This window comes from Lentibacillus sp. Marseille-P4043, assembly GCF_900258515.1.
Classification (GTDB): Bacteria; Bacillota; Bacilli; order Bacillales; family Amphibacillaceae; genus Lentibacillus_C.
Genome location: NZ_LT984884.1, coordinates 880,629 through 905,982, shown reverse-complemented (window position 1 = coordinate 905,982; position 25,354 = coordinate 880,629). Strand labels below are relative to the sequence as shown.

The following is a 25,354-nucleotide window of genomic DNA, read 5'->3' as shown; positions in this document are numbered from 1 at the left end:
ATGTGACAGAACAGCATCGTAATTTCATTGCGGGCATCGCTTTACGCGGGCTAGGGATGATGTTTCCGCTCTGACATCGATGTTTTCTCTCTTGGGTCGATGTCCCCGTTCTCCGATCGATGTATTCTCTCTATGTCCATCAGTCCCACCGCTTTATTCGTTGTATCACTTTCTTATAAAAAATGGTTGCTAATGTTTCTTTTCCATCCGCTGTTTTCTGCTTGTGCCATTCATTATAACTCGCCACTGCAATTAGAATGGATCCTGCTATTAAGAGGTATGCCCACCATGGCAGGTTCCCCCAGTATGGCCTTGTTTGCAAGAAGACATTTAAGAGCAATACACCTGCACCGACAAAGAAAAATGCCTTTCGCTGATATGCCATCCCGCCAAGCATTGAGGCAAGGGATAGCACACCCATGATTAATGCATCATAAATAGTCGAGCTTGCCAGCGCATCCTGAATGAGCAACAGAGAAACAATGATTAGAACGGCCCACTGTATATAATTAATGGTCGTTTTATATTCTCCGCCTGCAACCTTTCTCAAGAAAATAACAGCAATCACCCATGGCAATACATATAGTTCCCGCTCAATTAAATCATAAATTCCTACATTTCCGAGTAACACGTAATAAGGCTGCAGCAAGTAAACACATGCACCAAATAGGATCCATTTTGCTGGTACATATGGAATACGCTTCCGCTGCAACAATAAAAATAGTGAAATTAATATCCCAGGCAATAGTTTTGCCCATAGTGGTTCTGCTGTTACAACATACAAATCACATAGCGCAATAAAGCCAATGATCGAATACCAATCAACCTTGTATGGGATTTTCCCCTTTTGTTCCTCATACATATTAGGATAAATCAGTAAACCAACAATAGTAAGGATCCCTGCAAACACAATAAGTCTAAATAGCATGGCGTAATCCGTTGTGAGCAACCCACCTTGATATAGCCATAGCCCGTAGAAGACCAGTGCAAGCGGGAAAACATTAAAGATATCCCATTTTTCCTTACGCATCATGAATAACGTCAGTATCGCATAAAGCGACGTAACGATAAATAATGTAAAGTCAAAGTCACGCTCGAGTGTGAAAACCAAAACACCTAACACGGAAAATGGAATAACATAAAAGGCAATCCTTTTCGTCCACGCCCCCTTGCTTACGTACCATCCAACAGCAATAACAATACTCGTAACAAGCATGGCATAATGAACATACTCGCCTACATCCAATAAAATAAAGCCTAGACTAAGTCCGATCCAAAACGTGAAAAATCCAGCATATAAAAAGCTCACTATCATCGATTCCACGTTGGCCTTTTTCAAACTAGATCCATAGATAACCACAGCTAACAGGAACGCCCAGACAGCATTTTCCCCAGAAGCCAGTAAACTAACCAATAAAGCAAACGGTAAATAAAGATGGCCAACCCACCAAAAACTCTTCGTTAACGTGGTGTCATGCTTACGAATCAAGATACCTACAATCAAAAGCAGTACCGCACCAGTCACAAATTGCAGCGAGCGAAAGATTTCCGACTGTATATGGAATTGCGAATGAACGGCAACTAATACTGTTATGTAATACAAAAGCGAGATGCCACTGACGACATGTGATACAACAAGCAGCTTTGTCTTTCGGTAAAGCAAATAAGCCATGCCAATTCCACCAAGCATAATCACTGCGCGAAGCACGGAATCAAAGTCAAAGTTAAACGTTAGCAACATTCCCAGCGCATAAAATCCATATGCCGTGTAAAATGCCTGTTCCTCATACGATTTTTGCTTAAATTGTCGCCATCCAAAACTAGCAAGAAGAACAACAAGACCTGCCAAAACAAAACTTTCCGCTTGCATCGGTCCAGCATAATAGTCGATTACCGTATTATTTTCAATAGCAGCATAGAACATCATCACCGCTAGACCCAATGATACTGCATGAATCCAAGAGGCAGCAGCACCCTCTGTGAATACGTTCCTTTTTTCAATTCGTTCCATCAATAAGGCCGTAACACTTATTAATAGAAGCATGGTTCCAACCTGCCACCAATTTAAAAATAGGAAGTCAGTCAAAACACATAGCAGCATGACAATCCCGCCAACATCCCGCGAGCTTTCTTTAATCGTTTGGAAGAATGATACGTTCAACAAGCAACCAAAAACAATGTACAGGATTAGCCCCATCACAAACAGTGGCAAACTTAATGCCTCATAACCAAACCATTCCTGACCAAATAAAACAACCTCATACAGTGCACTCAACATGAAAACAGGACTCAAGTAAGCAAACAATCGCTGCTTTGTCATGTTGGAAAGGACCGTAAAATTCAATGCAATCATCACATACGCCAGCAACATGACAAACGAAGGATCATTCATCCGCATCATAATTCCTTCAAAACTAATGTATAGAAATGCACATGCAGACACGACTGCACTTGTGTAACGAAAGGCTATTTTTAAAGAACGGTCATCCGCTATGAATCTAGGTATTGCCAAGAACACAAATCCTAATAAGGCATAGACAATTGCTCCAACCTCTTGCAAAGCCGAAAACTCAATTAACTGGTATGCACCATAAACAAGCATCACACTGAAGACAAAATGATATTCCTTATGTTTCGTTATCGAGATCATGGCAAAATAAAGGATCGCCGTTAAAATTAAATTAAAACTATACATTAATTCTTGATCATAAAAAACAAGCATCAATAGTGTCGAAAAAACCAAATTGAATTGCAGATAAAGTACAAATTCCTTCATAAACAGCTGGATTTGTTGCTTATCTTTAAGCCATCTGTACACCAACATAAGCAACCCATTAAATAACATGATTCCAAGATAAAATCCGTCAACAGGCAAATAAAGAGCCGCTAGCAAAAAGCCCGCAAAACTAGTAACCGTCACATAGGAGAACCAAACGAACAGGCGTGACGACAATTTTTCAGCAAGCAACAGATAGATGGGTAAAATAACGAAGCTACCAACAGCTCCAAATAGATAGCGCCCATCTCCAGAAAAGGAAAAATATGGGCCAAGTAATTCAAAAAAGCCTACTGACAGGATTGCAATCGGTAGGAACAAACTACCAAGCACATAAAAGGCAAATGCCGTTTTTTCGATTTTTAAAATATGTTTGGTAAAAAGCGCAAGCCCAAAAAATAGTACCGAAACGAGCGCTATTAATCCAGACTTCATCCAGTTATCCAACGTTTCCCATGTACTCGTCGCAAGCACCAGCCCACCGATTAGCAGCAGAACAACCCCTAAATTCAGGGACCAGGTAATATTTCGCTCGCGTATCTCTTGAGGTGATAATGTTTTCTTTGCGACAACAGGTTCCTTCTTCGGTTCCGTCTCTATTGGACTGGCTTTCTCAGTTGTCACCGTATTTTGCATTTGCGCAGACGCTTCTGCTTCTCTTTGTTCCAGATCTGTATAATATTGATCGTGTGCCTCCACAACCTGGGTATATACTTCTGATGGTATGTACTGCGCATCTTCCAGTTGTTTCAGCTCTTCCTTAACGATTCGTTGTCTCGATTTGTTTTGCATATTATCCATTTTATTCACACCTTAAAAGCCTTTAATCAATTCTCATATCCAATATTTTACCTTAAATGCTATCTTTCCTATCCAATATCCTAATAAATCCCCCTCCAACAAATACAACATAACGACCTAAAATTCCTGCAAAAATCAAGTTTCTAAATAAATATGTTTTTCATAAAAGTCATCTCTACTTGACTGAATTTTGTGATACAATACCACATAACTAATTTATCAGATAGGAGATGTGTTTTCATGTTCTTGCATGAAATCGATGAAGAAATTTCACTAAAACTACTAGACTTAAATGATACAGCGGCATTGTTTAACTTAACAGATGATTCACGTCACTACTTGCGTGAATGGCTTTCATGGGTAGATCATACAGTTTCGGCAAATGACTCTAAAGCTTTTATCGAACATACAATACAAATGTATGCAGAAAATAAGATGATAACTACTGGTATTCTTTTTAAAGGGGAACTCGCAGGCACAGCTTCATTCAACCGACTTGATTGGGCTAACAGTGTCGGGAGCATTGGTTATTGGTTGGGGCAGGATTATCAAGGTAATGGAATTATGACAAGAGTTGCACGTGCGTTAACGGATTATGGCTTTCAAGAATTAAAGCTAAACAAAGTCGTTATTCGTGCTGCTTATGAGAATCAAAAAAGCAGATCCATTCCAGAACGGCTTGGTTTCAAAAAGGAAGGACAACTGCGACAAGTTGAATGGCTTTATGATCATTATGTCGATCATGTTGTTTACGGGGTGCTGGCGAGTGAGTGGGCTGATCAATAAAAAGAATAATTCGTTAGCTATGTTAATTTCTTCGGGGAGGGAGAAAGATATGAACTATTTGGTCCGAAACATGGAAAGAGAAGATATACCACACGTGCAGCATGTCGCAAAAACAAGCTGGAATAGTACGTATGACGGGATCATACCAAGGGAGATTCAGGATGATTTTTTGCAGGTGGCTTACAACGATGATAGGATGAAAAAACGCTTGGCAGGATCTTATCTGTATGTAGTTGATGTTGAAGGAGAAATTGTGGGCTTTGCAAACTTCTCACCTGTTAATGAAGAGGGAAAAGCTGAACTAGGTGCGATTTATTTGTTACCTGAATACCAAGGAAACGGGATGGGTACTGCTTTGCTTAAGAAGGGAATTACCGAACTCAAGGATATAAAGGAAATATTCATTAGTGTGGAAAAGGACAACGAGATTGGAAAAAGATTTTATGAGGCAAAAGGGTTTGACGTTATTTCCGAGTTTGATGATAGCTTTGATGGGCATATTTTAAAAACAATCCGCATGGTCCTACATGTATAAAGCTCGCTAAAAGTAGCGAGCTTTATCTTTTTCTTATAAGTAAAATGCGTCGCAACATTAAATCACCCATGTTGCATGGGCGCAGTCCGTACGTCGCTAACCAGGCGCTTTTGCTTTGTCTTTTCGACATTTCCCGGGAAATATCGGCAAAAAATCCCTTATTTTTCTGCCGCTTCATACAGCTCATCAAAATGCTTAACCATTTCAAAATCTACGTCTGTTAATCCTTTTGCCTGCCAGGAAGTAATCTTTAGGGTAACTGCTTTATAGTCAATTGAAATAAACGGATGGTGATTCTTACCTTCTGCATACTCCGCGATCTGATCTACAAAACGCACCCCAGCAAGATAGTTTTTAAAGTGATATTTTCGAGCAACCCACTTTTCATCAAGCCGCTTCCATTTCGGTAATTGTTCCAGTTCCTTGGTAATTTGCTCTTCCGTTAATCGTTCCATATTCTTACGCCCCCTCCTATTTATTCGTTCCATCATGCTGTTAGCTTTAGTTTAACAGAAATAATTGGAAAATGCCGCCACCAAAACTGACAATTTTGACTTATACACAATCTATCCACAGATTTTTGTGTATAAGTATGTGGAAAATCACTTATCCACTGTGTATAACTTTTAATATGTTGATCTGTTATCGCATCTGCACCTTATGCAAATGGGCAAACAATCCATTCCGTTTTAACAATTCTTCATGATTTCCTTCTTCTTCAATACCATTTTTCGTCACAACCATGATTCGATCGGCATTTTTAATCGTTGCTAATCGGTGCGCGATGATTAGCGTTGTTCGATCCTTCGCCAATTCAGTCAATGCCTTCTGGATAATTGTTTCTGTTTCTGTATCTAGTGCGGATGTTGCCTCATCTAAGATAAGAATTGGTGGGTTCTTCAGGAACATTCGGGCAATCGCAATCCGTTGTTTCTGACCACCGGAAAGCTTCAGTCCTCGCTCGCCAACTTGTGTTTCATATCCATCCGGAAGTTCGTTTATAAACTCTTCCATATGAGCACGTTTTGCAGCTTGTTCAATTTCCTCATTGGTAGCATTTAGTTTTCCATATGCAATATTTTCCCGTAATGTTCCAGTGAATAAAAATACATCCTGTTGAACAATACCTATTTGATTGCGCAACGACTCTTTTGTCATATCACGTATATCCATGCCATCAATAGAAATATTACCACTGTCAACATCATAGAAACGCGGTATGAGTGAACTTATGGTTGTTTTACCGGCACCTGATGGACCAACAAACGCGACTGTTTCGCCAGCATTAATCGATAGGTTTAGTGCTGTCAATACTGGTCCTTGTGTTTTTTCATAACCAAATGTCACTTTATAGAAGGTGATATCCCCTTTTAATGCACTTACCTGCTTGGCACCTTTACGATCGACTACTTCTGGAGCAATATCAAGCATATCGGTAAACCGTTTGAATCCTGCCATTCCTTTTGGATATAGTTCAAGCAAAGCACTGATTTTCTCAATCGGTTTAAATAACACATTTGTAAACAATACAAAGGCCACTAACTCACCCATTTCAAGCTTGTCATTAAAGGCCAACCAAGAACCAACCACAAGGACAACTAATACGATAAACCGCATCAACATATAGATGTTAGAATTGACAAACGCCATAACTTTGTACGCACCAATTTTGGCAGTCCGGAAACTATAGTTATCTTTTGTAAAACGCTTCATTTCAAATTCTTCATTTGTAAACGACTGTACCACGCGAACACCCGAAACAGCATCCTCCACACGTGCGTTAACCCCTGCTATGTCATGGTACATATTGCGCCATGCCTTGCTCATTTTGATATTACTGTAGGCAATCAGCCAAACTAGGATTGGTACAATGATCAAAATGATAACTGATAATTGAAAGTTGATATTAAACATCAGCAAAAATGCGCCAACAAACGTCATGATCGCAATAAAAAAGTCCTCTGGGCCATGGTGGGCAAGTTCTCCGATATCGAATAAGTCGTTCGTAATTCGACTCATGATGTGGCCTGTCTTTGTATTGTCAAAAAATCGAAACGACTGCTTTTGCACGTGATTAAACAGCTGCTGCCGCATATCTGTTTCAATGTTGACACCAAGCTTATGTCCCCAATACGTAACAATGTATTGTAAAAAGGTGCTAAGTAAATAGACCAGTAAAAGTCCAATACTAACCAGCACAATTAAATTCCAATCTTCACTTGGCAAAAGTGTATCAATAAACGATTGTACCGCAACAGGAAAAGCTAATTCTAAAAGCGCCACAATCACTGCACAAGAAAAATCAATCATAAATAATCGGCGATGTGGTTTATAGTATGACAAAAAACGTCTAATCATGTGTTGCACTTCCTCTTTTTATGTATGTATACCGGCATTATAAGTGTTGATGAGCAGCTTGGCAACAGGAATGCATTGTTAGTGGGAAAATAGCGTCAGTTTTCAAATGAACAAGACGTATAAAGCAGCTTACATGAGTTTTACTGCCCTGTCCTGTCGTTCGGATAATTTTTCAAAAAGCTTGTCAATGTTGCCTAGATCGTCGCATATACTTTTAAAAAAGGCGGGGCTTGACCGTAAATTGGAGGTGTACAAATGGGCAAATTCCCTACGATAAACTGGATTTGCTACGCTGTTGGCTATGTCTTTATTACTTCTGGAATAATGAAGCTGCTCGTTGATGATTTTAAAGTTGTCTTCAGCAACCTAGCATTACCATTTCCGAATTCATTTTTATTTCTTGTAGCCATAACCGAAATTGTCTGTGGAACCCTTATTGTCAGTCGGCTCTATTTAAAACAGGCTACTGCACCACTTATCTTTATTATGCTTGCGGCAATATTTCTAACTAAAATTCCTATTCTAACAACAAATAATGGCTTTCTTTCATTCCTGTTTGAAGCGCGGCTTGACATTGTCATGCTTATTTTGTTGATGTTGCTATGGAAGCAATTACCAGGGAAAAAATTTAATGACTCCTAGGCTTCTGCTTTCGGAAATTTTAATGCGGTTTAAGATCATGTTTGTAGCATTTTAATTTCGTATTTGTTAGGAAATGCGACCTAACTAAGAATTGCTCTCCCGCCGTTCCGGAAATACACTTCGCTTTCCGCGGGCTCGCGATAAGCCTCCTCATGAGAAGACCGCTCACTGCGGGGTCTTATCGTCTTCGCTTTCCCGCAGGAGTCTACGTGTATTTCCCTCACTTGTGTTGTGCTTTTGCTTGATTAAATCTTTGACTATTTACTTTTTGATAATTAATTGGATTACTTCAGAGAAATTTTCAACTGTTGTTTTTCCTGAAAGTCCTCGTGTATTTCCAATGCTAATTATCACTCACCTTTTTTAAATAATGAACGCATTTATTAGCAGCCCGTATATACGCAGACTCCTGCGGGAGGAAAGGCCTAGGTGAGACCCCACAGTGCGTTAGCACGAGGAGGCTCTCCAGCCGCCCGCGGAAAGCGAAGTATATACGGGCTGCGGTGGTAGAAAGCCTTATTTCGCTATAGGGGTTGTTCGTTTCAACAGATTGCACTTTTAGTTTGAGTAATTTACTGGTTACATTGCACCTTCTATCTATTGTATAAAATACTTCTATAATAATTATCCACATTAGGTTTTCAGCTTGCCACAATACAGTTATCCACAAACTTATCCACATATGCACAAATGTTCGCCCGAAAGACAATGAAAAATCGCTCCGCATTGTGGAGCGATTTCTCAATGATCCCTTTAACTGTAAGTCCTACCGCTGTTCACCAAGTTTAATCGTTGTGGATTGTTTTTTGCCATCTCGGTAATAAACAATATCCACTTTATCCCCAATTTTCTTTTCATGATAAAGTATCTTTCTAAGATCAATCATGTTAAGAACCTCTTTACCATCAAGTTGCGTGATAACATCCAGGCGTTTTAATCCTGCTTGATCTGCTGGAGACACAGGTTCAACACTCCAAATATAGACGCCGCCTTTTACCTCTTTTGGCAAATTCAATGTATTTTTCCACTCGGTTTGCGGGACCTCATCAAGGGAGTAAATTTCAACACCTAAGTATGGCCTAGTTACCTTTCCCTTTTCCGCCAATTCATTGATTATTGGACGAGCCGTGTCAATCGGTATGGCAAAACCAATTCCTTCAACAGCAGTTTGATTAATCTTCATCGAGTTAATTCCAATCAACTGTCCTTCGATATTAATAAGTGCTCCACCACTGTTACCAGGGTTAATCGCTGCATCTGTCTGCAGAACCTCAGCCTGCCAATCTGCCCGGCCGTCCTGATTGAAATCCTGTGGTATTGTCCGTTGTTTTCCACTAATAACCCCTTGTGTTACCGAACCTGAAAACCTCATGCCAAGTGGATTCCCAATTGCAATTGCTGGTTCACCTACTTTGACATTTCCAGATGAACCCATTTCAATGACGCCATCCACCTTATCGTCCTTCATCCGTAATACGGCCAGATCAGAAAACAAATCACTGCCTAATAACTCGGCTTTTAAATGTGTTTCATCTGATAATACTATTTCTAATTCATCTGCACCTTCAACAACATGATGGTTCGTTATAACGTATGCATTGCCGCCTTCTTTTTTATAAATAACACCGGAACCAGTCCCCGCTTCACTTTCCTGTGCTTGTTGTTCCCAAAAGTTCCCCTGACGTTGAATATTGGAAACCCCTACAACTGCAGGACTTACTTTTTCCACGACATCAGTAATTTGTGTCGATACATCAACATTCACATAATTGTTTCCCGAATCATTCTCCAGAGTACCATTCCCACTAGAAAAATGATCCGTTTGTTCTGCCTGTTCTGTCCATGAAGTTGGAAGTAAGTTCGATCGCAATGCTACAAATACAATAACAACACCTATGATAATACCAAAAAGAACCGGAACAAAGCGGCGTTTTTTCTTAACTGGATTTGTTGGCGGTGGGTTTTGATTATCATCGTAATAGTCCATACGTACATCCCTCTCATTCTACCCATTCATTATCATATGTAATAAAGGCTAGTATGATGCGGAATTTACCCGTTCCATACTAGCTGTCTCGCTTAACATATTGGGCGTCTAAAGCGATCTTAACCAACATCATACAGGGATGTCGGCTTATTTGGGTCTGTATCAACTAGTTTAATCGTTTTGTCAACTTCTATACCACGTTCTTTTAATACACTTCCGACAGACATCCTTGCGAGATCCTTCATATTATTGTCTTGACTTAAATGAGCCAAATAAATTCGTTTTGTACGATTACTGATAATGTCAGATAATGCTAACCCGCTATCTTCATTGGAAACATGACCAGAATCACCTAAAATTCGTCGTTTTACATTCCACGGATATCGACCCATTCGGAGCATGCCAACGTCGTGATTTGCTTCAAATATATAAGCATCTGCGTCTTCTATCGTCTTTTTAATTCGCTCAGATACATACCCCAAATCGGTCACTAGTGCTACTTTTTTCCCATCATGACGGAATGTATAAAACATTGGTTCAGCAGCATCATGTGAGACACCAAATGACTCCACTTCTAAATCACTAAATGTCTTGACTGTTTCCATACTAAAATGAAACTTTTGATCTAGCGAAATGGTGCCGATTGAGTTTTCCATTGCCTTCCATGTTTTTTCATTCGCATATATTGGTAAGTTATGCTTTCGAGCAATAATCCCAAGTCCTTTAATATGATCGCTATGTTCATGTGTTACTAAAATACCTGTTAATGTCTTCGGATCAACCTGAACCTGACTAAATAAATTATCTATTTTCTTTCCACTTAATCCTGCATCAACAAGCAGTCTTTCCTTTTCTGACTCTATATAAAACGCATTTCCTGTGCTGCCGGATGCCAACACGCTAAAACGTAATGTCATTCTACCTCACTCCGATTAATTCCATCTAACTTTTTAGTAAGTTGATCGATTAAAGCATTTTTAAATTCCTTTTTATCTTTCATTTTGGCAATTTCACTTTTGATTGCTGTAATCGATTCATTAAGAAATGTAAGATCATCACTAGAAAACGCAAAATTTTCAATGGCATTGATGAAATAATTACGCTCTCCATTTACAGATATTTTCCACGTTGGGACAAACGTTTGCTCACCGCTTGTCATTGGTAATGCTGTATAGAATCCAATCTTAGCATCTGTTACTTCCTCCCCAGTATGGAGTTCATTCTGGTTGTATAGTGTGTCAATTGCTCGAATTGGTTTGATTAATTGCTTTTTACTTGTATCAAAGTCTTCCACTTCTTCACCTAACATTGTTTGGGTGTAGAAGGTTATTTCATTTTCGTCATTTAAGAATACCAACAACAACCCACTTTGGTTAAAATAGATTGGTTGGTCATTTTTCTCTTGAAAGAAAATCAGTACATTCAATTCCTTATTCCAATCCCAATACTCATAATCGTCAGGGAACAAAATGTTACTGTTTATGATTTCTTTGGCTTCATCACTGTCAGTAATAGGGACTGGTTCCTTAAAATGCGATACAATCAAATTATCTGTGACCAACGCTGCGTTCTGATTATCAAACTTGGCAAGCTCGCCCATTTCCTTACCCGTAAAGGCCTTCTGTTTTACGGAAATATACGATTCTTCTAATTCTCCATCTGGCAATTTCTTCGGTATTTTAATATCTTCCAATTTTAACTGTTGTTCAATCGTTGACTCCTGCTGCTCCATGACATCAAGGTCATTTTTTTCCTGTTTATCGAGAAATTGAATTAGCAAATAAACATCTAAAACAAGGAAGCAGAGGATAAATAGTGTTTTTATTTGACTCCATTGCATCCTCAACTCCCTCCTTTATTAAGTGGTAATTCATCAAATGTAATTTCTTTCCAATTTCCGCTTTCCTTTACGTACCAAGCAGGTTTAAGTGTTAAATAATAAGGGAGGTCGTTATCTTCGTACTCTAAATGATAACCGATCTGGATATCCTCTATATTTTCCATCTTGTAATTAGAATTCTGTAAAAAGTAGATGACGTCATTACCAGACTTTAATTCCACAGAATCCTGACCTGGCATCGTATTTAATTTAAATAATGGTCTGTGATATTTATACAGTTCATTGTTGCGCCATTCTTGCTCAATAACCGATAAATTACTATTAAATACCGGATAACCAGCATAATACATTCGGTAGCGAACAAGATTGGTTAATGTTTTTAGCTCTTCCAAATTGTAATCGCCTGTCCAGCCCTTATGTTCATTTATATTTGTCATACTAGTATCCAATAGATTTAGTGGCGCCATTCGTTCATAGTTTGTGTTGAGCGGATTAACGAATTCAATAACCCGTCCATCTCGTTGGACACGCATACCACGTATACCATCTGTATAATAGGATCCGCCTAAATTAGAATTATTACGCCTTACGATTTCCGGGTTGCTAAACAATGCATTGACAAGCTGATCAGCATCTATATTCGTAACGGTTAGTTTTCTTTGAGCGACCGTCTTAGAATGCTTTGGAATATATACTGGCAAACCCGTCTTATCAAGACTTACATATTCACTGAGCCCCTTTTGTTTAGTCGTATAGGACCATAGCAGATCGAATTTTTCCGAATTATTAACAAGGAAACTTGCTTGTTTATCACCATTTGTTGATAAAAAGTGTAATTCCAATGATGAATTATTTATGTCAAACGTAATAAATAGCCGTTGAAAGGACCATTCTGGCAGTGTTACTTCGTCATTTAACGTAAAAAGGTAATTCACTATTTCCATTGGCAACTCGTCCGGAAATAGTAACTCCACTTGATAATCATCTGTTGGTGGTCCATTAGCCCCTTTTGTCTCAAAATTATACAGTACCCATGACTGCATATCACGATACAAGGTCTGCCGATCCTTAGGGTCCGAAAATCCATATAATTGGCTATAGTTATGGAAAATCATAGACTTTGGCTCAACAAGATCCTTTTTGGACACATCATCTTTTCCGCCAATATCTGCTTCTGCGTAATCCATATCCGATAAAGATTTATAATTAGGCTGATAGCTCCATATACCTAATGTTAAAAGCAGACTAATTCCAACTAATATCACCAGTATAAATGATTTAACGGTTTCTAATTTCATTTCCGACCCCTCCGCTTCTGATTCACCAGCGGAAGTGTAAAGAGAATTGTTGTCCCTTTACCTTCTTTACTTTTCGCCCAAATTTTACCGTGATGTGCTTCCACCAATTCCCGTGCAATTGCTAAACCTAAGCCTGTCCCGCCAAGTTTTCTTGTTCGAGCCTTATCAGCCCGGTAAAAGCGGTCAAATATTCGATCCACCTTTTCATAGGAAACGCCGATACCTTGATCTTGGATACTGACTAATACTTGATGCCTTCGTTTTTCCATCTTAAAGCGAATGGTCCCACCCTCAGGTGAGTATTTGATGGCATTGGAAATAATATTATCTAATACTTGGGTCATTTTATCCTTATCCATCCATACATAGAACTGCCCTTCAGGAAGTTCACGCTGAAGCTTGATTCCTTCGTGTTCACTCATATCAAATCGATCGATAATCTCGTGAAAATACGCTAGAAAATCTGTTTCTTCCTTATGCAACCCGTAGTCTTTATTATCCATTTTAGAAAGTTGTAATAAGTCATTGACCATTCGTATCATTCGTTCTGTTTCATTTTGTGTGACACGCAAGAATTTTGGTGCAATCTCTTTGTCCTGCCAAGCTCCGTCTGTCAATGCTTCAATATAGCTACGCATCGTTGTTAATGGCGTACGTAACTCATGGGAAACATTGGATACAAATTCACGACGCTCTTGCTCTACTTTTTGCTGCTCGGTGACATCGCTAATGACAGTTATAAAGCCAATAATATCATCTTCATCATCAGAGATTGTTGAGAAATTAGCCCGTACTAAGAAAATGTGATCATCATCGCTTAAATCAATAATCATTGAACCACTGTCATGTAACTCGGATAGATCAACATCTTTTTCTCCTAACTGTAATGCATCAAGCAGGAATTCCCCTCTTAAATCCTCGGGGTTTTCCCCAATAAGCCTTCCTGCAGCATCATTCATTAGTGAAATAGCTCCCGTTTCATCTGTTGCGATAACACCATCTGACATATTAGACAGTACGGAGCTCAATTTTCGCCGTTCTTCTTCAATAGTTGCATAGGAGTGTTTAAGCTGATCGTTCAAGTCATTAAATGTTTCAGCAAGGGTGCCAATTTCATCTGCACCATATACATTAACCTTTTGCGTAAAATCTCCTTTAGCCATTGTAAGTGCTTGCCTACGCATTTCTGAAATCGGTTTGGTAATCGTTCTAGCAACTAAGATACCGAGGAAGGCGGACACAATGATTGCCAAAATGGATCCTTTAAAAAATATTTTATTAATGGTTTCTAATTGATCGTAAACATCTTCCAAAGATGCCTCCAAATAAATAGCACCAACCACATCTTCTCCATCTTTAATTGGTTCTACTTTAACAAACACACGATTACCTGTCTGTGGATTCCGTTCGGTCTTCTCATCCCGAGCACCATATGAAATAGCTTTTGTTACAAATTCACCGGTTGTCTTTTTGCCGATTTTATCCTGATCCGAATAATTATTTGCACCCAAAACTCGTCCAACTTTATTTACAACTTGCAATTTAGTAATTTCTTCTGGGTCGACATTATTTACGATTCCTTGTATTTCTTGTTGTAAAGATGGTTCCGTTTCGTCTTCCGTCCGATCCTCATCAAATGCTTCTTTTAAGTTATAGGATAAATACTCAACCCGGTGTCTAACAGAGTCCTCATAGTTGGTTGTCAACTGGTCCTCCAGTTCCCGCGCAAAATAGGAGCCAATCACTTGAACGGCAACAAGCAGAAGCAATATATAAATAATAATAAATTTTAATTGTATCGAACGGAAAAAACCGACTTTGTTCATATAAACCTACTCCTCGCCAGGATTACGTAAATAATAACCTACTCCACGGCGTGTAACGATCCACATTGGATTACTTGGACTCTCCTCAATTTTCTCTCGTAATCTTCTTACGGTTACGTCTACTGTTCGAACATCACCGAAATAGTCGTAACCCCATACCGTCTCAAGCAAATGCTCACGTGTCATTACCTGACCAATATGACGTGCTAAATAATGCAGCAATTCAAACTCACGGTGGGTAAGCTCTACTTGCTCGCCATCACGTGTTACTGCATACGCATCCGGGTGAATCACAAGACTTCCCATGACAATATCTTTTGTAGTTTTAACAGCATCATCAGGGACCTGTTGTTGTCGTCTAAGATTAGCCTTCACCCGTGCAATCAATTCACGGTTGCTGAATGGTTTTGTTACATAGTCATCTGCACCAAGCTCAAGGCCGAGTACTTTATCTATTTCTGCATCTTTTGCCGTTAGCATAATAATTGGCATGGATTGCGTCTTGCGTATTTCACGGCATACTTCATTACCATCTTTATTTGGTAGCATTATATCAAGTAAAATCAAGTCAGGTTTTTCTGCTTCTGCTAGCTCGATTGCTTCATCACCGTCATAAGCACAAACCACTTGATAGCCTTCTTTTTCTAAGTTGAATTTCAATATATCTGCAATTGGTTGTTCATCATCGACTACTAAAATCTTCTGACTCATTCCAGTCACATCCTTTTTATCACGTGCTTCTGTCTATTCTATCGTATTTTAGCATAAATGTCTTTAAATGAATTCCTTCTGTATAAGTGCGTGTTCAAAAAGTTGCCAAATTAGAAGCAAGAAGGTCGAGGCGGCGTAGCTTTGAGCCCCGGAGTGTACATAAATAGGTACATGAGGAGGGGAAAAGCAAGCCAACGAAGAGATTCGCTGCTTATTATTTGGTGACTTTTTGAACAACCTCTATAATGGGTAATTTCATTGGATGGAGATCCTTGTGCTCATTCATGATAGCTGTTTTCGCATTGTTTGTTGCTTCCTGCCCCGCAGCCCGTATAACTTCGCTTTTCGGGGGACGGCTGGAGTGCCTCTTTTTCCGTCAGAAGGAAGGCCGACTAAAAGCGGGCTGCTTATGAGAAAATATTGCTTAGTTATTTTATCAAAAACAACAATCATCTAGAAAGCAGCCTTAGCTAAAAAGGACTAACTCCTACGAAATGCATTCACTGGAGTTAGTCCTTTTGTTGATTGTTCTTAAAAATATTCTGCTGGGTGTTGGAGTGTTCCATTTTGATAAACTTCAAAATGTAAATGTATGCCAGTCGAGTCACCAGTTGAACCCATCACACCAATCTTACTACCTTTTTCTACCGTTTGACCGGCTTGAACACTAATGGAGGCGAGATGGGCATAAACGGTTTGCATACCATTGTTATGGTTAATGACTATTTTATTCCCATATCCACCACTATTCCATCCCGCTGAAACAACAACACCATTATCTGCTGCTAGAATGGAACGATTGCTAGGACCCGCGATATCCATTCCCTTATGCATTGATCCCCAACGCATACCAACATGGCTGGAAACATACCCGCCTATCGCTGGCCAGCTTAGTTCTCCGGATCCACGTGAGGATATAACTTTCGTACCTTTTATAATAATTTCTTTCGTCGGTTCTTCCATTACGTTCTCATCAATAATTTCTTTGGAAGTAGCCTCGCCATTTTTCATTTCAATTGCATAATGTACCACTTTTTTACCATCTTTACCTTTTTGTTTTACCTTCTCATCGCCTTTATAAAGCTCGTCCGATTCAACAATCTCTGTCTCATAGTTAATTGTCTTTTCATCTTTCTTCTCTTCTTTGACAATTACATCAACAAATGGTTCGTATTCGGTCACATTGACTTTTTGATCAATTTGTAACAATGAATCTTCGTTAAGGGAAGGGTTTAATTCAAGCAACTCCTCGGTCGTTAAGTCATACTTATTAGCGATATTGCCTAACACATCGCCTTCTTTAACCTGGTAAGTGTTTTCTGTAAGCGTGCCTTTTTCCAATAACTTGACACCGTCTTTAACAGTTAAGACTTCTTTTGGTTGCACTTTTTGTTTAGAAAATGAAACTTTTTCCGATAATGCAACGTCTGTAATAATAGAATCTCCAACAGACAGCTTCATATCTTCTGTCTGATCTGATGGTTCTAGTATGGTCTGTTTTTGCTCTTCTGTTAATTTTTCAAGATCTTCTTCATCGATATATTTTGCTTGATACGCTTGTAATGCAGCTTCAGCAGTATCTTGATCTTTAAAGTAACCGGCCGTTTCATCAGCAATGTCTAGCTCTATAGCCTTTGCATTAACAGACAGCTCATTTTTCAATATGTCAGATACCTTTTCATTATTATATGTAGGATTAAAAACCTTTTCAGGAACAACTGAGACATCCTCGCCGATTGCAATATCATAGTTGTCGAATTGTTCTTGTCCATTGGCGATTTTCTCATCCACGATTTTGTTGACAATGGTTTGGTCATCTACTTTGCCTATGTGTTCTCCATCAACATATACGTGAAAAACACTTTCCAGTTCACCTTTCTCTTCCGCAAAAACTGTCGGACTTAAAAGACCAAAGCTTACACATGTCATTATTATTATTTTGGTTAGTAGACCAGTTCGTTTCCGCTTACATTTCCGACTATCTGTTACCACTATGGAATTTCCCCCTTACAAGACCAATGCATTTTATGTATCTCTCTTTTTCTAGGTCTAAAGACTATCTCAAGGTCCTTCCTTAATCTATCATAAGTAACGTAAGCAGAAAACAGATTTTGTCGGAATGTAACGAAAATGTATCATATTTTCCAGTAAATTGAATTATTTTTATTCATTTTGTGTAAAAAGTTACATATAGTCACTACTATGATGTCGTTTTATTACATTTATATTACAATAAACGACATAACGCTAGTGCATTCTATCTATTTATTGAGTAATGCGTGCATATTATGACGCTGCTTTTTTTGCATAATAAAAAACTCTACAACGGCTTCGGCCCATTGTAAAGTTTTTTTGTTTAACTATAAACACTTCGCACGACATTTGTTTGAGTACGATCCGGTCCAACTGAGAAAATTGATAGCGGAATCTCAGAAAGTTGAGATATTCGTTCTAAATAATGTCTTGCGTTTTCTGGTAACTCATGAAGACTTTTAGCATTTGTAATGTCTTCTGTCCAGCCTGGCATTTCTTCATAAACAGGTTCACATTCAGCTAAAACGGCCAAACTCGCTGGAAATTCATTCATTATTTCCCCTTTGTAGCGATAGGCAACACAAATTTTCAATGTATCAATACCTGTCAAAACATCTAAAGAATTAAGCGATAAATCGGTAATACCACTTACACGTCGAGCATGTCGGACAACCACACTGTCAAACCAGCCAACTCGTCGTGGACGTCCTGTCGTTGTTCCATATTCACGGCCAACCTCGCGAATTTGATTACCAACTTCATCATGCAGCTCTGTCGGGAATGGGCCGTCACCTACACGCGTTGTATATGCTTTTGACACCCCAACAACATGATTGATTTTTGACGGACCGACCCCAGATCCAATCGTTACGCCACCTGCAATCGGGTTTGAAGATGTTACAAATGGATATGTTCCTTGATCGATATCAAGCATTACACCTTGTGCACCTTCAAACAACACCCGGCGACCACCATCAAGGGCATCATTCAATACGACTGACGTATCACAAACGTATTTAGCAAGCTGTTGTCCATAATTGTAGTATTCCTCTAATATATCTTCCACCTGCAAAGGCTCTACTTCATATACTTTCTCAAACAGACGATTTTTTTCTCGTAAATTTTGTTCTAATTTCGTTTGGAAAGCTTCCTTATCTAGCAAGTCAGCGATTCGAATCCCAGAGCGAGCTGCTTTATCCATGTATGCTGGTCCAATTCCTTTTTTCGTCGTACCAATTTTATTAGCACCTTTATCCTCTTCCTGAAGAATGTCCAGTTTAAGATGATACGGTAAAATAACATGTGCTCGATTACTGATACGTAAATTATCCGTTGCAACATTGCGCTCATGTAGATAGGCAAGTTCTTCAACAAATGCTTTTGGATCAATTACCATTCCATTTCCTAATACACATGTTTTTTCTGGAAAGAATATACCAGATGGAATCAAATGTAATTTATACGTGACTTCATCAAACTTAATTGTATGTCCTGCATTGTTACCGCCTTGATAACGGGCAACAACCTCTGCATTTTGGGAAAGAAAGTCAGTAATTTTGCCTTTACCTTCATCTCCCCACTGTGTTCCAACCACTACTACTGAGGACATAGTGCACCTCCATATGAAAATATGTTCATTATTTGTCTTTTTAATTCGTAACAGTGTAAGTTTATCAATAACCACAGATTTAGTCAATCTAAACACGAACATTAGTTTAAATAATTTACCCAACGTTCGCTTAATAAGACTATTTTCTAAGCGAATGTTGTCTTTTACACAATAGATATAAAATGCGAAGTAAGTGCTATATTGGTTTCACATTGTTTGTTGCTCTCTGCCCCGCAGCCCGTATACACTCCGCTTTCCGGGGGCGGCTGGAGAGCCTCCTCGTGCTGGCGCACTGCGGGGTCTCACCTATGCCTCTCATCCCCCAGGAGTCTACGTATATACGGGCTACTTGTGAGGAAATTTATGCATATGCTTTAATATTTCCTTAAAATAAAGCATTAAAAGTTGTAATAATATGTTAATGCACAACACCAGCGAAGGAAATACACGTAGACTCCTGCGGGAAAAGCAACAGCTGAAGATCCCGCAGGACAAGGAAAGCTTCGGCAGCGTTACATCGCACGCAGAAAAAGCGNTTAAAAGTTGTAATAATATGTTAATGCACAACACCAGCGAAGGAAATACACGTAGACTCCTGCGGGAAAAGCAACAGCTGAAGATCCCGCAGGACAAGGAAAGCTTCGGCAGCGTTACATCGCACGCAGAAAAAGCGGTTTTCCTTTTTCAAGGAAGTGCTTTTCTTCCGAGGAAGCTAAAGCGTTGCCCTAAGGTCCGCGTAGTGTATTTCCGTAGCGGTAATTTTGAACCCTACTTACGTCGCAGTTTATATCAACCATCCAAATTAAAAAGCGACAAACATTACGAAGAGAGCTTTTAATAAAGCAACCGTCATTATTAGTATGGTTTGTTTTTTGTTTTTAAACACGTATGCTGTTATCCCTAAGTAAAAAAAGCAGCCCCAATAACACAAGGGCTGCTTTTTCAAAACTATTAAACTGGTACTGGTGGCGGAACATCACTTTCTTGATAGCGATGGTCCAAGTCAACGAATTTGTTATATTGCTTCACAAATGCAAGTTCAACTGTTCCAACTGGGCCGTTACGCTGTTTGGAAATAATAATTTCAATAATATTTTGCTTCTCTGATTCCTGGTCATAATAATCATCACGATATAAAAACCCAACAATATCGGCATCTTGCTCAATACTTCCTGATTCACGTAAGTCAGACATCATTGGACGCTTATCTTGGCGTTGTTCCACACCACGTGATAACTGTGATAAGGCAATGAGTGGGACATTTAACTCACGTGCTAAACCTTTGAGTGAACGGGAAATTTCAGAAACCTCTTGCTGTCTGTTCTCTCTAGAGTTCGCACTTCCTTGAATGAGTTGTAAATAGTCAATTAAAATCATGCCAAGTCCATGTTCCTGCTTCAAACGCCGGCATTTTGACCGAATTTCACTTACACGTATGCCTGGTGAATCATCAATGTAGATCCCTGCATTTGAAAGACTCCCCATCGCCATTGTTAGTTTACTCCAGTCATCAGACTCCAAGCTTCCTGTACGTAAACGTTGGGCATCAATATTTCCTTCCGCACAGAGCATCCGTTGAACAAGTTGTTCGGCACCCATTTCCAAACTAAATATCGCTACATTTTCATCGGTATTAATCGCTACGTTTTGCGCAATATTCAACGCAAATGCTGTTTTACCAACTGATGGACGGGCAGCAATAATGATTAAATCGTTACGTTGAAAACCAGATGTAATATGATCAAGATCACGATAACCTGTTGGAACACCTGTCACGTCTTCCTTGTGGTTGTGTAGTGTTTCAATATCATCGTAAACTTCAATTAGCACATCTTTTATTGATTTAAATGCCCCGGAATTTTGTCGATGGGAGACTTCTAAAATGTTTTTTTCCGCTTCATTTAGAACATCCTCAATCTCATCTTCCCTGGTAAAACCAGTTGTCACAATATCGGTTGCTGTACGAATTAATCGACGTAATACTGATTTTTCCTCCACTATTTTACTATAATATCCAATATTGGCAGCAGTCGGTACACTACCTGCCAAATCAGTTAAATAGGATACCCCTCCAACTTCGTCCAATGTCTTGGCATTTGATAAGGAGGTCGTTACAGTAACAAGATCAATCGGCTCACCAAGATCTGAAAGCTTCATCATCGTTTCAAATATGCGTTGATGGCTGGCGCGATAGAAATCCTCAGGCATCAACAATTCCGATGCTTGTGAAAAAGCATCCGGTTCAAGGAAAATAGCACCGATTACCGCCTGTTCCGCTTCGATATTATGTGGTGGTGTACGATCATTCCAATTTTCATTCATTCTTTCTTCCTCCCAGAGAGGTTTATACTAATTTAAAGAAATCGGCATATCACCGATTTCCTTAAGAGTCTTGTTTACTTTTCTGTTACATGTACTTTAATCGAACCAGAAACTTCCTGATGAAGCTTAACTGGAACCGTCGTATAGCCTAACGCGCGAATTGGTTCATCTAATTCAATTTTACGTTTATCAATCTTATATCCATGTGCCTTTTCAAGTGCCTCTGCGATTTGTTTACTTGTTATGGAGCCAAATAGTCGGCCACTATCCCCAGACTTTGCTTTTAACTCTACTGTTAGATCTGCTAAGGTATCTTTTAATTCGATAGCATCTTCTTTTTCTTGTTGTTCTTCCTGGTCAGCTTTCTTTTTCTGTGCATCTAACGCCTTCATGTTTCCTTTAGTTGCTTCTTCGGCTAACTTATTTTTTAATAAATAGTTACGTGCATAACCGTCCGATACGTTTTTCACATCGCCTTTTTTTCCTTTTCCTTTTACATCTTTTAAGAAAATAACCTTCATTCTGTTTCTCCTCCTCCGAAATATTCCTCTAGTATATCTTTTAATAATGCTTCTGCATCGTCTATTGTTGTATCTTCAATTTGTGTAGCTGCATTTGTTAAATGACCGCCGCCATTCATTTTTTCCATGATAATTTGAACATTGACGTCACCTAGAGACCTGGCACTTATCCCAATTCTACCATCTTCTCGTTCAGAAATAACGAATGAGGCATTAATTCCACTCATTGTTAAAAGTGTATCAGCTGCTTGAGCAATTAGTACAGGACCATATATTTCCTCCGGTTTCCCCTTAGCAATCGCAACCGAATGATTGTACGTTTGTGCCCGTTCAATTAATTTACTCCGCTTAATATATAACTTCAAATCTTCTTTCATAAATTGTTGGACTAATACGGTATCAGCACCCTTAGAACGTAAATATGAAGCAGCGTCAAACGTTCGAGAACCTGTTCGCAATGTAAAGCTTTTCGTATCGACAATAATACCTGCAAGCAATGCTGTCGCTTCCAGCATTTTAAGTTTCAATGTTTTCGGTTGGTATTCCAATAGTTCAGTTACTAGTTCAGCAGTTGATGACGCATATGGTTCCATATAAACAAGCGTTGGATTGTCAACAAAATCCTCAGCACGGCGATGATGGTCAATCACTACCTTGAAATCCGTTTTATTCAATAGGCGCTCATCCGCTACCATGGAAGGCTTATGCGTGTCGACAACAACCACCAAGCTTCTACTGGAGATAAGTGCTTCCGCTTCTTCTGGTTCAATAAAATGTTTCCACAGGCTTTCATCTGCTTTTATGGCATCAACCAACCGATAAACACCTGTGTCCACATCGTCAGGATCAAAAACAATATGGCCTTCCACTTCATTTGCCTTGGCGATATTTAAAATACCAATAGCTGCGCCAAGTGAATCCATATCAGGGGATTTATGACCCATGATAATCACATTGTCACTCTCTTTCACAAGTTCTTTTAATGCATGGGAGATAACACGTGCCCGTACTCTTGTGCGTTTTTCCATTGGATTTGTCTTACCGCCATAAAAACGAACCTTACCAGAGTCATCCTTAATAGCTACCTGGTCGCCCCCACGGCCCAGTGCCAAGTCGAGACTTGATTGGGCAAGTTCGCCAAGAGTCGGTAGCCCCATGTTCCCATATCCAACTCCGATACTGATCGTAACAGGAATATTCTGTTCGGTATTCAATTCTCTGACTTCATCAAGAATATCAAACTTAGTCTTTTCCAATTTCTGTAGAATTTCTTTCGTTCCAACTGCTATAAATCGTTCCTGTGATGTCCGTTTCAAATAGATTCCATACGCGTGTGACCAATTATTTAAAACAGATGTAACTTTAGAGTTTAACTGACTCTTGAAGGTATCATCCATATTTTGTGTAATTTCCTCATAGTTGTCTAAAAAGATGATTGCCAAAACTGTTTGCTCATTCTGATAAAGTGTTTGGATTTCATTTTGCTTCGTCCGATCAAAGAAGTATAATAAACGTTCGTCTTTTCTAACAACTGTTTGAAGTCTGTATCCCTCTAACTCAAAGCCTATTTCATCTTTTCCTTCTTTAATCATCGGCTCTAAATCCTCTGACAAAAGGTTTAATGGTTTTCCGACAAGTGTATCTTCCTCGGCGAAATTGTTCATATATGGATTAGCCCATTCAATGAAAAAATCCTCATTATAAAGGGCGATTCCAATCGGCATTTCTAATAACGCCTCCTCACCAACTTTTTTAATTCGGTGCGAGAGCGTCGAGATATATTCTTCTGTCTCATTTATGATCGTTTTCTCTGTTTGGATACTGTAGTAAAAGGATGCCGCTAGAAATAGCGTCATTAACAGCCCCAATATCCATTGGTAATACCATATAACGCCTAGCAAAATGATTGATAACAGATAAATAATCCATAAATGCCTGCTAAGCGCGGGCTTTTTTTGTAAATCTGGCATTGAATTCACTCCACAACCTATTCCGTTCTATTTTCCACTTTGTGAGATCCGGTCTCGTAGTTTGAAACCTATATCAATTATACCTAAAATCCGCACAAGATAAAGGAACAGAAATGGCATAAGTATTGTCAAAACAACACTACCTATTGGCAATGCCTTTGACTTGTTTTTCTGATATGCATAGAAAAATATCAATGAAAATCCTTGGATCACCATTAACATCCCTGCTAGCATAAGGACATTATTTACTGCTAGGTATAGCATACCATTTTGATCTAATTCAAAAAACGTAAAAATCAATGCAAAAAAGTAGATCCAAACAAGCGATACTGGCAGTTTCAGTTCACGAAATGGTGGAAAGTGAAAGTTCTTATTTTCTAATCGATTAATCACTTTGTAACTTACCCATTGGCCGATAAACGATAGTAAAATACCAATAACCGCGATCCCAACCGGAATCAGATTTTTTAGCATTTCCATTTGTTCCTCGATAAGTGCCATTTGCTCTGCCGCCTGATCAGCTAAACCAAACTGCTCCATCATATCCTGACTCATTTGCATGGATTGGTCAATCATCACATCGATTTCTTCTAACATATTCACGTCAAATACTAACTGACTAATTAAAAGGACAAATACCAATCCAAGTCCAAATCCAACTGCACCTCGTGCCCATGTTTCATAGGCAGATAGTCCCCTATACATTGCACTACCAATCATAACACCGCCGAGCCCCATTAGCACCGTAACTGGCAGGGAAAAGATGGTGGCAAATAAAGAAGATAGTACAAGCGCTACCGCCAACATTAATAGTGACGATTTCCAATCATATCTAGAAGCAAAGATAATAATTGGTACAGGTAAAAGAAATGTAGCGACAAGTTCAATTAGCGGAACAAACATTGCGATTAATAATAATACGATGTAAATGGCTATTAATAGTACCCCATCTGTAAGTAATTTTGATCGATTCATTAACTGCACCTCTTATATTTTGTTGCAACAAAAGTAAAAAAGTATAAATTTAGTTTCTATTTAGCTAACAATACGTAAAACATGACTAGCATAACTCATGTCACAGACGTGAGCTTTTCATCAACCGGCGACCGCGGCGCATCCTTTACAATAAGAATGTCCGAATAAGTTCATTGCCAGTCAGATGCTTATTATTTATCTCATTATAATATGATAACATTTTTCATAAGCAATTTGGTGTTGAAAATTGTAGAAAAAGTATTTCCCGGGCAATTGTTCGTATACCCAGATCTTTTCTCAAGTCACTTTTCGTAATGTCTGCTGCTTTTTAAATTTCGTAGTTTCTACTATGAAAAATGAACA

At 39.0% G+C, this 25,354-nt stretch carries 18 protein-coding genes; 3 read left to right on the top strand and 15 right to left on the bottom strand.

The features are described from left to right. Positions 1-139: 139 nt before the first annotated feature. Complete coding sequence (locus C8270_RS04730; RefSeq protein WP_106495729.1) at positions 140-3,577, bottom strand: hypothetical protein; 3,438 nt, start codon at positions 3,575-3,577, stop codon at positions 140-142. Between the two features lie 240 nt (positions 3,578-3,817). Between C8270_RS04730 and C8270_RS04725 the strand changes: the two genes are divergently transcribed. Together C8270_RS04725 and C8270_RS04720 are read left to right on the top strand one after the other, a co-directional pair. Next, entirely contained in the window at positions 3,818-4,363 is a 546-nt protein-coding gene (locus C8270_RS04725; RefSeq protein ID WP_106495728.1) for a GNAT family N-acetyltransferase, read from the top strand. A gap of 49 nt (positions 4,364-4,412) precedes the next feature. Further along, positions 4,413-4,898, top strand: a complete 486-nt coding sequence (locus C8270_RS04720; RefSeq protein ID WP_106495727.1) for a GNAT family N-acetyltransferase — start codon at positions 4,413-4,415, stop codon at positions 4,896-4,898. A 158-nt stretch (positions 4,899-5,056) separates the two neighbouring features. On the opposite strand, the gene C8270_RS04715 is transcribed toward C8270_RS04720, so the two are convergent. Continuing rightward, a complete protein-coding gene (locus tag C8270_RS04715; protein WP_106495726.1) occupies positions 5,057-5,353 on the bottom strand; it encodes a 4a-hydroxytetrahydrobiopterin dehydratase in 297 nt (98 codons plus the stop codon). Between the two features lie 187 nt (positions 5,354-5,540). Next, positions 5,541-7,256, bottom strand: coding sequence for an ABC transporter ATP-binding protein (locus C8270_RS04710; RefSeq protein ID WP_106495725.1), 1,716 nt, complete (start codon positions 7,254-7,256; stop codon positions 5,541-5,543). Positions 7,257-7,511: 255 nt separating this feature from the next. Between C8270_RS04710 and C8270_RS04705 the strand changes: the two genes are divergently transcribed. Further along, a complete protein-coding gene (locus C8270_RS04705) occupies positions 7,512-7,898 on the top strand; it encodes a DoxX family protein (protein WP_106495724.1) in 387 nt (128 codons plus the stop codon). 766 nt (positions 7,899-8,664) lie between these two features. Here C8270_RS04705 and C8270_RS04700 read toward each other — a convergent pair. The 12 genes from C8270_RS04700 to C8270_RS04640 all read right to left on the bottom strand — a co-directional run bounded on the left by C8270_RS04700 (position 8,665) and on the right by C8270_RS04640 (position 24,991). Next, positions 8,665-9,885 (bottom strand): S1C family serine protease, encoded by a 1,221-nt coding sequence (locus tag C8270_RS04700; RefSeq protein WP_106495723.1) that lies wholly within the window; start codon positions 9,883-9,885, stop codon positions 8,665-8,667. Between the two features lie 119 nt (positions 9,886-10,004). After that, the gene (locus tag C8270_RS04695) at positions 10,005-10,802 is read right to left on the bottom strand and encodes an MBL fold metallo-hydrolase (protein WP_106495722.1); all 798 of its coding nucleotides are present in this window, start codon (positions 10,800-10,802) and stop codon (positions 10,005-10,007) included. Further along, positions 10,799-11,725, bottom strand: coding sequence for a two-component system regulatory protein YycI (locus C8270_RS04690; protein WP_106495721.1), 927 nt, complete (start codon positions 11,723-11,725; stop codon positions 10,799-10,801). The genes C8270_RS04695 and C8270_RS04690 overlap by 4 nt, the downstream gene beginning before the upstream one ends. 2 nt (positions 11,726-11,727) lie before the next feature. Continuing rightward, complete coding sequence (locus C8270_RS04685) at positions 11,728-13,023, bottom strand: YycH family regulatory protein (protein WP_106495720.1); 1,296 nt, start codon at positions 13,021-13,023, stop codon at positions 11,728-11,730. Then, on the bottom strand, positions 13,020-14,849 hold the full coding sequence (walK, locus tag C8270_RS04680) for a cell wall metabolism sensor histidine kinase WalK (RefSeq protein ID WP_106495719.1): 1,830 nt from the start codon (positions 14,847-14,849) through the stop codon (positions 13,020-13,022). The genes C8270_RS04685 and walK overlap by 4 nt, the downstream gene beginning before the upstream one ends. 6 nt (positions 14,850-14,855) lie before the next feature. Beyond that, the gene (gene yycF, locus C8270_RS04675; protein ID WP_106495718.1) at positions 14,856-15,560 is read right to left on the bottom strand and encodes a response regulator YycF; all 705 of its coding nucleotides are present in this window, start codon (positions 15,558-15,560) and stop codon (positions 14,856-14,858) included. A 531-nt stretch (positions 15,561-16,091) separates the two neighbouring features. Then, positions 16,092-17,552 carry a peptidoglycan DD-metalloendopeptidase family protein gene (locus tag C8270_RS04670; protein ID WP_234028473.1) on the bottom strand — a complete coding sequence of 487 codons (1,461 nt, stop codon included), beginning with the start codon at positions 17,550-17,552 and terminating at the stop codon, positions 16,092-16,094. Between the two features lie 364 nt (positions 17,553-17,916). Continuing rightward, positions 17,917-19,203, bottom strand: coding sequence for an adenylosuccinate synthase (locus C8270_RS04665; RefSeq protein ID WP_106495717.1), 1,287 nt, complete (start codon positions 19,201-19,203; stop codon positions 17,917-17,919). A 951-nt stretch (positions 19,204-20,154) separates the two neighbouring features. Then, a complete protein-coding gene (gene dnaB, locus C8270_RS04655; RefSeq protein ID WP_106495715.1) occupies positions 20,155-21,525 on the bottom strand; it encodes a replicative DNA helicase in 1,371 nt (456 codons plus the stop codon). 74 nt (positions 21,526-21,599) lie between these two features. Then, positions 21,600-22,046 carry a 50S ribosomal protein L9 gene (rplI, locus tag C8270_RS04650; RefSeq protein ID WP_106495714.1) on the bottom strand — a complete coding sequence of 149 codons (447 nt, stop codon included), beginning with the start codon at positions 22,044-22,046 and terminating at the stop codon, positions 21,600-21,602. Next, positions 22,043-24,016, bottom strand: a complete 1,974-nt coding sequence (locus C8270_RS04645; RefSeq protein WP_106495713.1) for a DHH family phosphoesterase — start codon at positions 24,014-24,016, stop codon at positions 22,043-22,045. The genes rplI and C8270_RS04645 overlap by 4 nt, the downstream gene beginning before the upstream one ends. 27 nt (positions 24,017-24,043) lie before the next feature. Further along, positions 24,044-24,991 (bottom strand): YybS family protein, encoded by a 948-nt coding sequence (locus tag C8270_RS04640; RefSeq protein ID WP_106495712.1) that lies wholly within the window; start codon positions 24,989-24,991, stop codon positions 24,044-24,046. Positions 24,992-25,354: the final 363 nt, after the last annotated feature.

Coding starts and splice junctions, on each gene's coding strand:
- C8270_RS04705 (WP_106495724.1), top strand. CDS start 7,512: ATGGGCAAATTCCCTACGATAAACTGGATTTGCTACGCTGTTGGCTAT.
- C8270_RS04695 (WP_106495722.1), bottom strand. CDS start 10,802: ATGACATTACGTTTTAGCGTGTTGGCATCCGGCAGCACAGGAAATGCG.
- C8270_RS04685 (WP_106495720.1), bottom strand. CDS start 13,023: ATGAAATTAGAAACCGTTAAATCATTTATACTGGTGATATTAGTTGGA.
- dnaB (WP_106495715.1), bottom strand. CDS start 21,525: ATGAATGAAAATTGGAATGATCGTACACCACCACATAATATCGAAGCG.
- C8270_RS04730 (WP_106495729.1), bottom strand. CDS start 3,577: ATGGATAATATGCAAAACAAATCGAGACAACGAATCGTTAAGGAAGAG.
- C8270_RS04720 (WP_106495727.1), top strand. CDS start 4,413: ATGAACTATTTGGTCCGAAACATGGAAAGAGAAGATATACCACACGTG.
- C8270_RS04690 (WP_106495721.1), bottom strand. CDS start 11,725: ATGCAATGGAGTCAAATAAAAACACTATTTATCCTCTGCTTCCTTGTT.
- yycF (WP_106495718.1), bottom strand. CDS start 15,560: ATGAGTCAGAAGATTTTAGTAGTCGATGATGAACAACCAATTGCAGAT.
- C8270_RS04645 (WP_106495713.1), bottom strand. CDS start 24,016: ATGCCAGATTTACAAAAAAAGCCCGCGCTTAGCAGGCATTTATGGATT.
- C8270_RS04700 (WP_106495723.1), bottom strand. CDS start 9,885: ATGGACTATTACGATGATAATCAAAACCCACCGCCAACAAATCCAGTT.
- C8270_RS04715 (WP_106495726.1), bottom strand. CDS start 5,353: ATGGAACGATTAACGGAAGAGCAAATTACCAAGGAACTGGAACAATTA.
- walK (WP_106495719.1), bottom strand. CDS start 14,849: ATGAACAAAGTCGGTTTTTTCCGTTCGATACAATTAAAATTTATTATT.
- C8270_RS04665 (WP_106495717.1), bottom strand. CDS start 19,203: ATGTCCTCAGTAGTAGTGGTTGGAACACAGTGGGGAGATGAAGGTAAA.
- C8270_RS04725 (WP_106495728.1), top strand. CDS start 3,818: ATGTTCTTGCATGAAATCGATGAAGAAATTTCACTAAAACTACTAGAC.
- C8270_RS04710 (WP_106495725.1), bottom strand. CDS start 7,256: ATGATTAGACGTTTTTTGTCATACTATAAACCACATCGCCGATTATTT.
- rplI (WP_106495714.1), bottom strand. CDS start 22,046: ATGAAGGTTATTTTCTTAAAAGATGTAAAAGGAAAAGGAAAAAAAGGC.
- C8270_RS04640 (WP_106495712.1), bottom strand. CDS start 24,991: ATGAATCGATCAAAATTACTTACAGATGGGGTACTATTAATAGCCATT.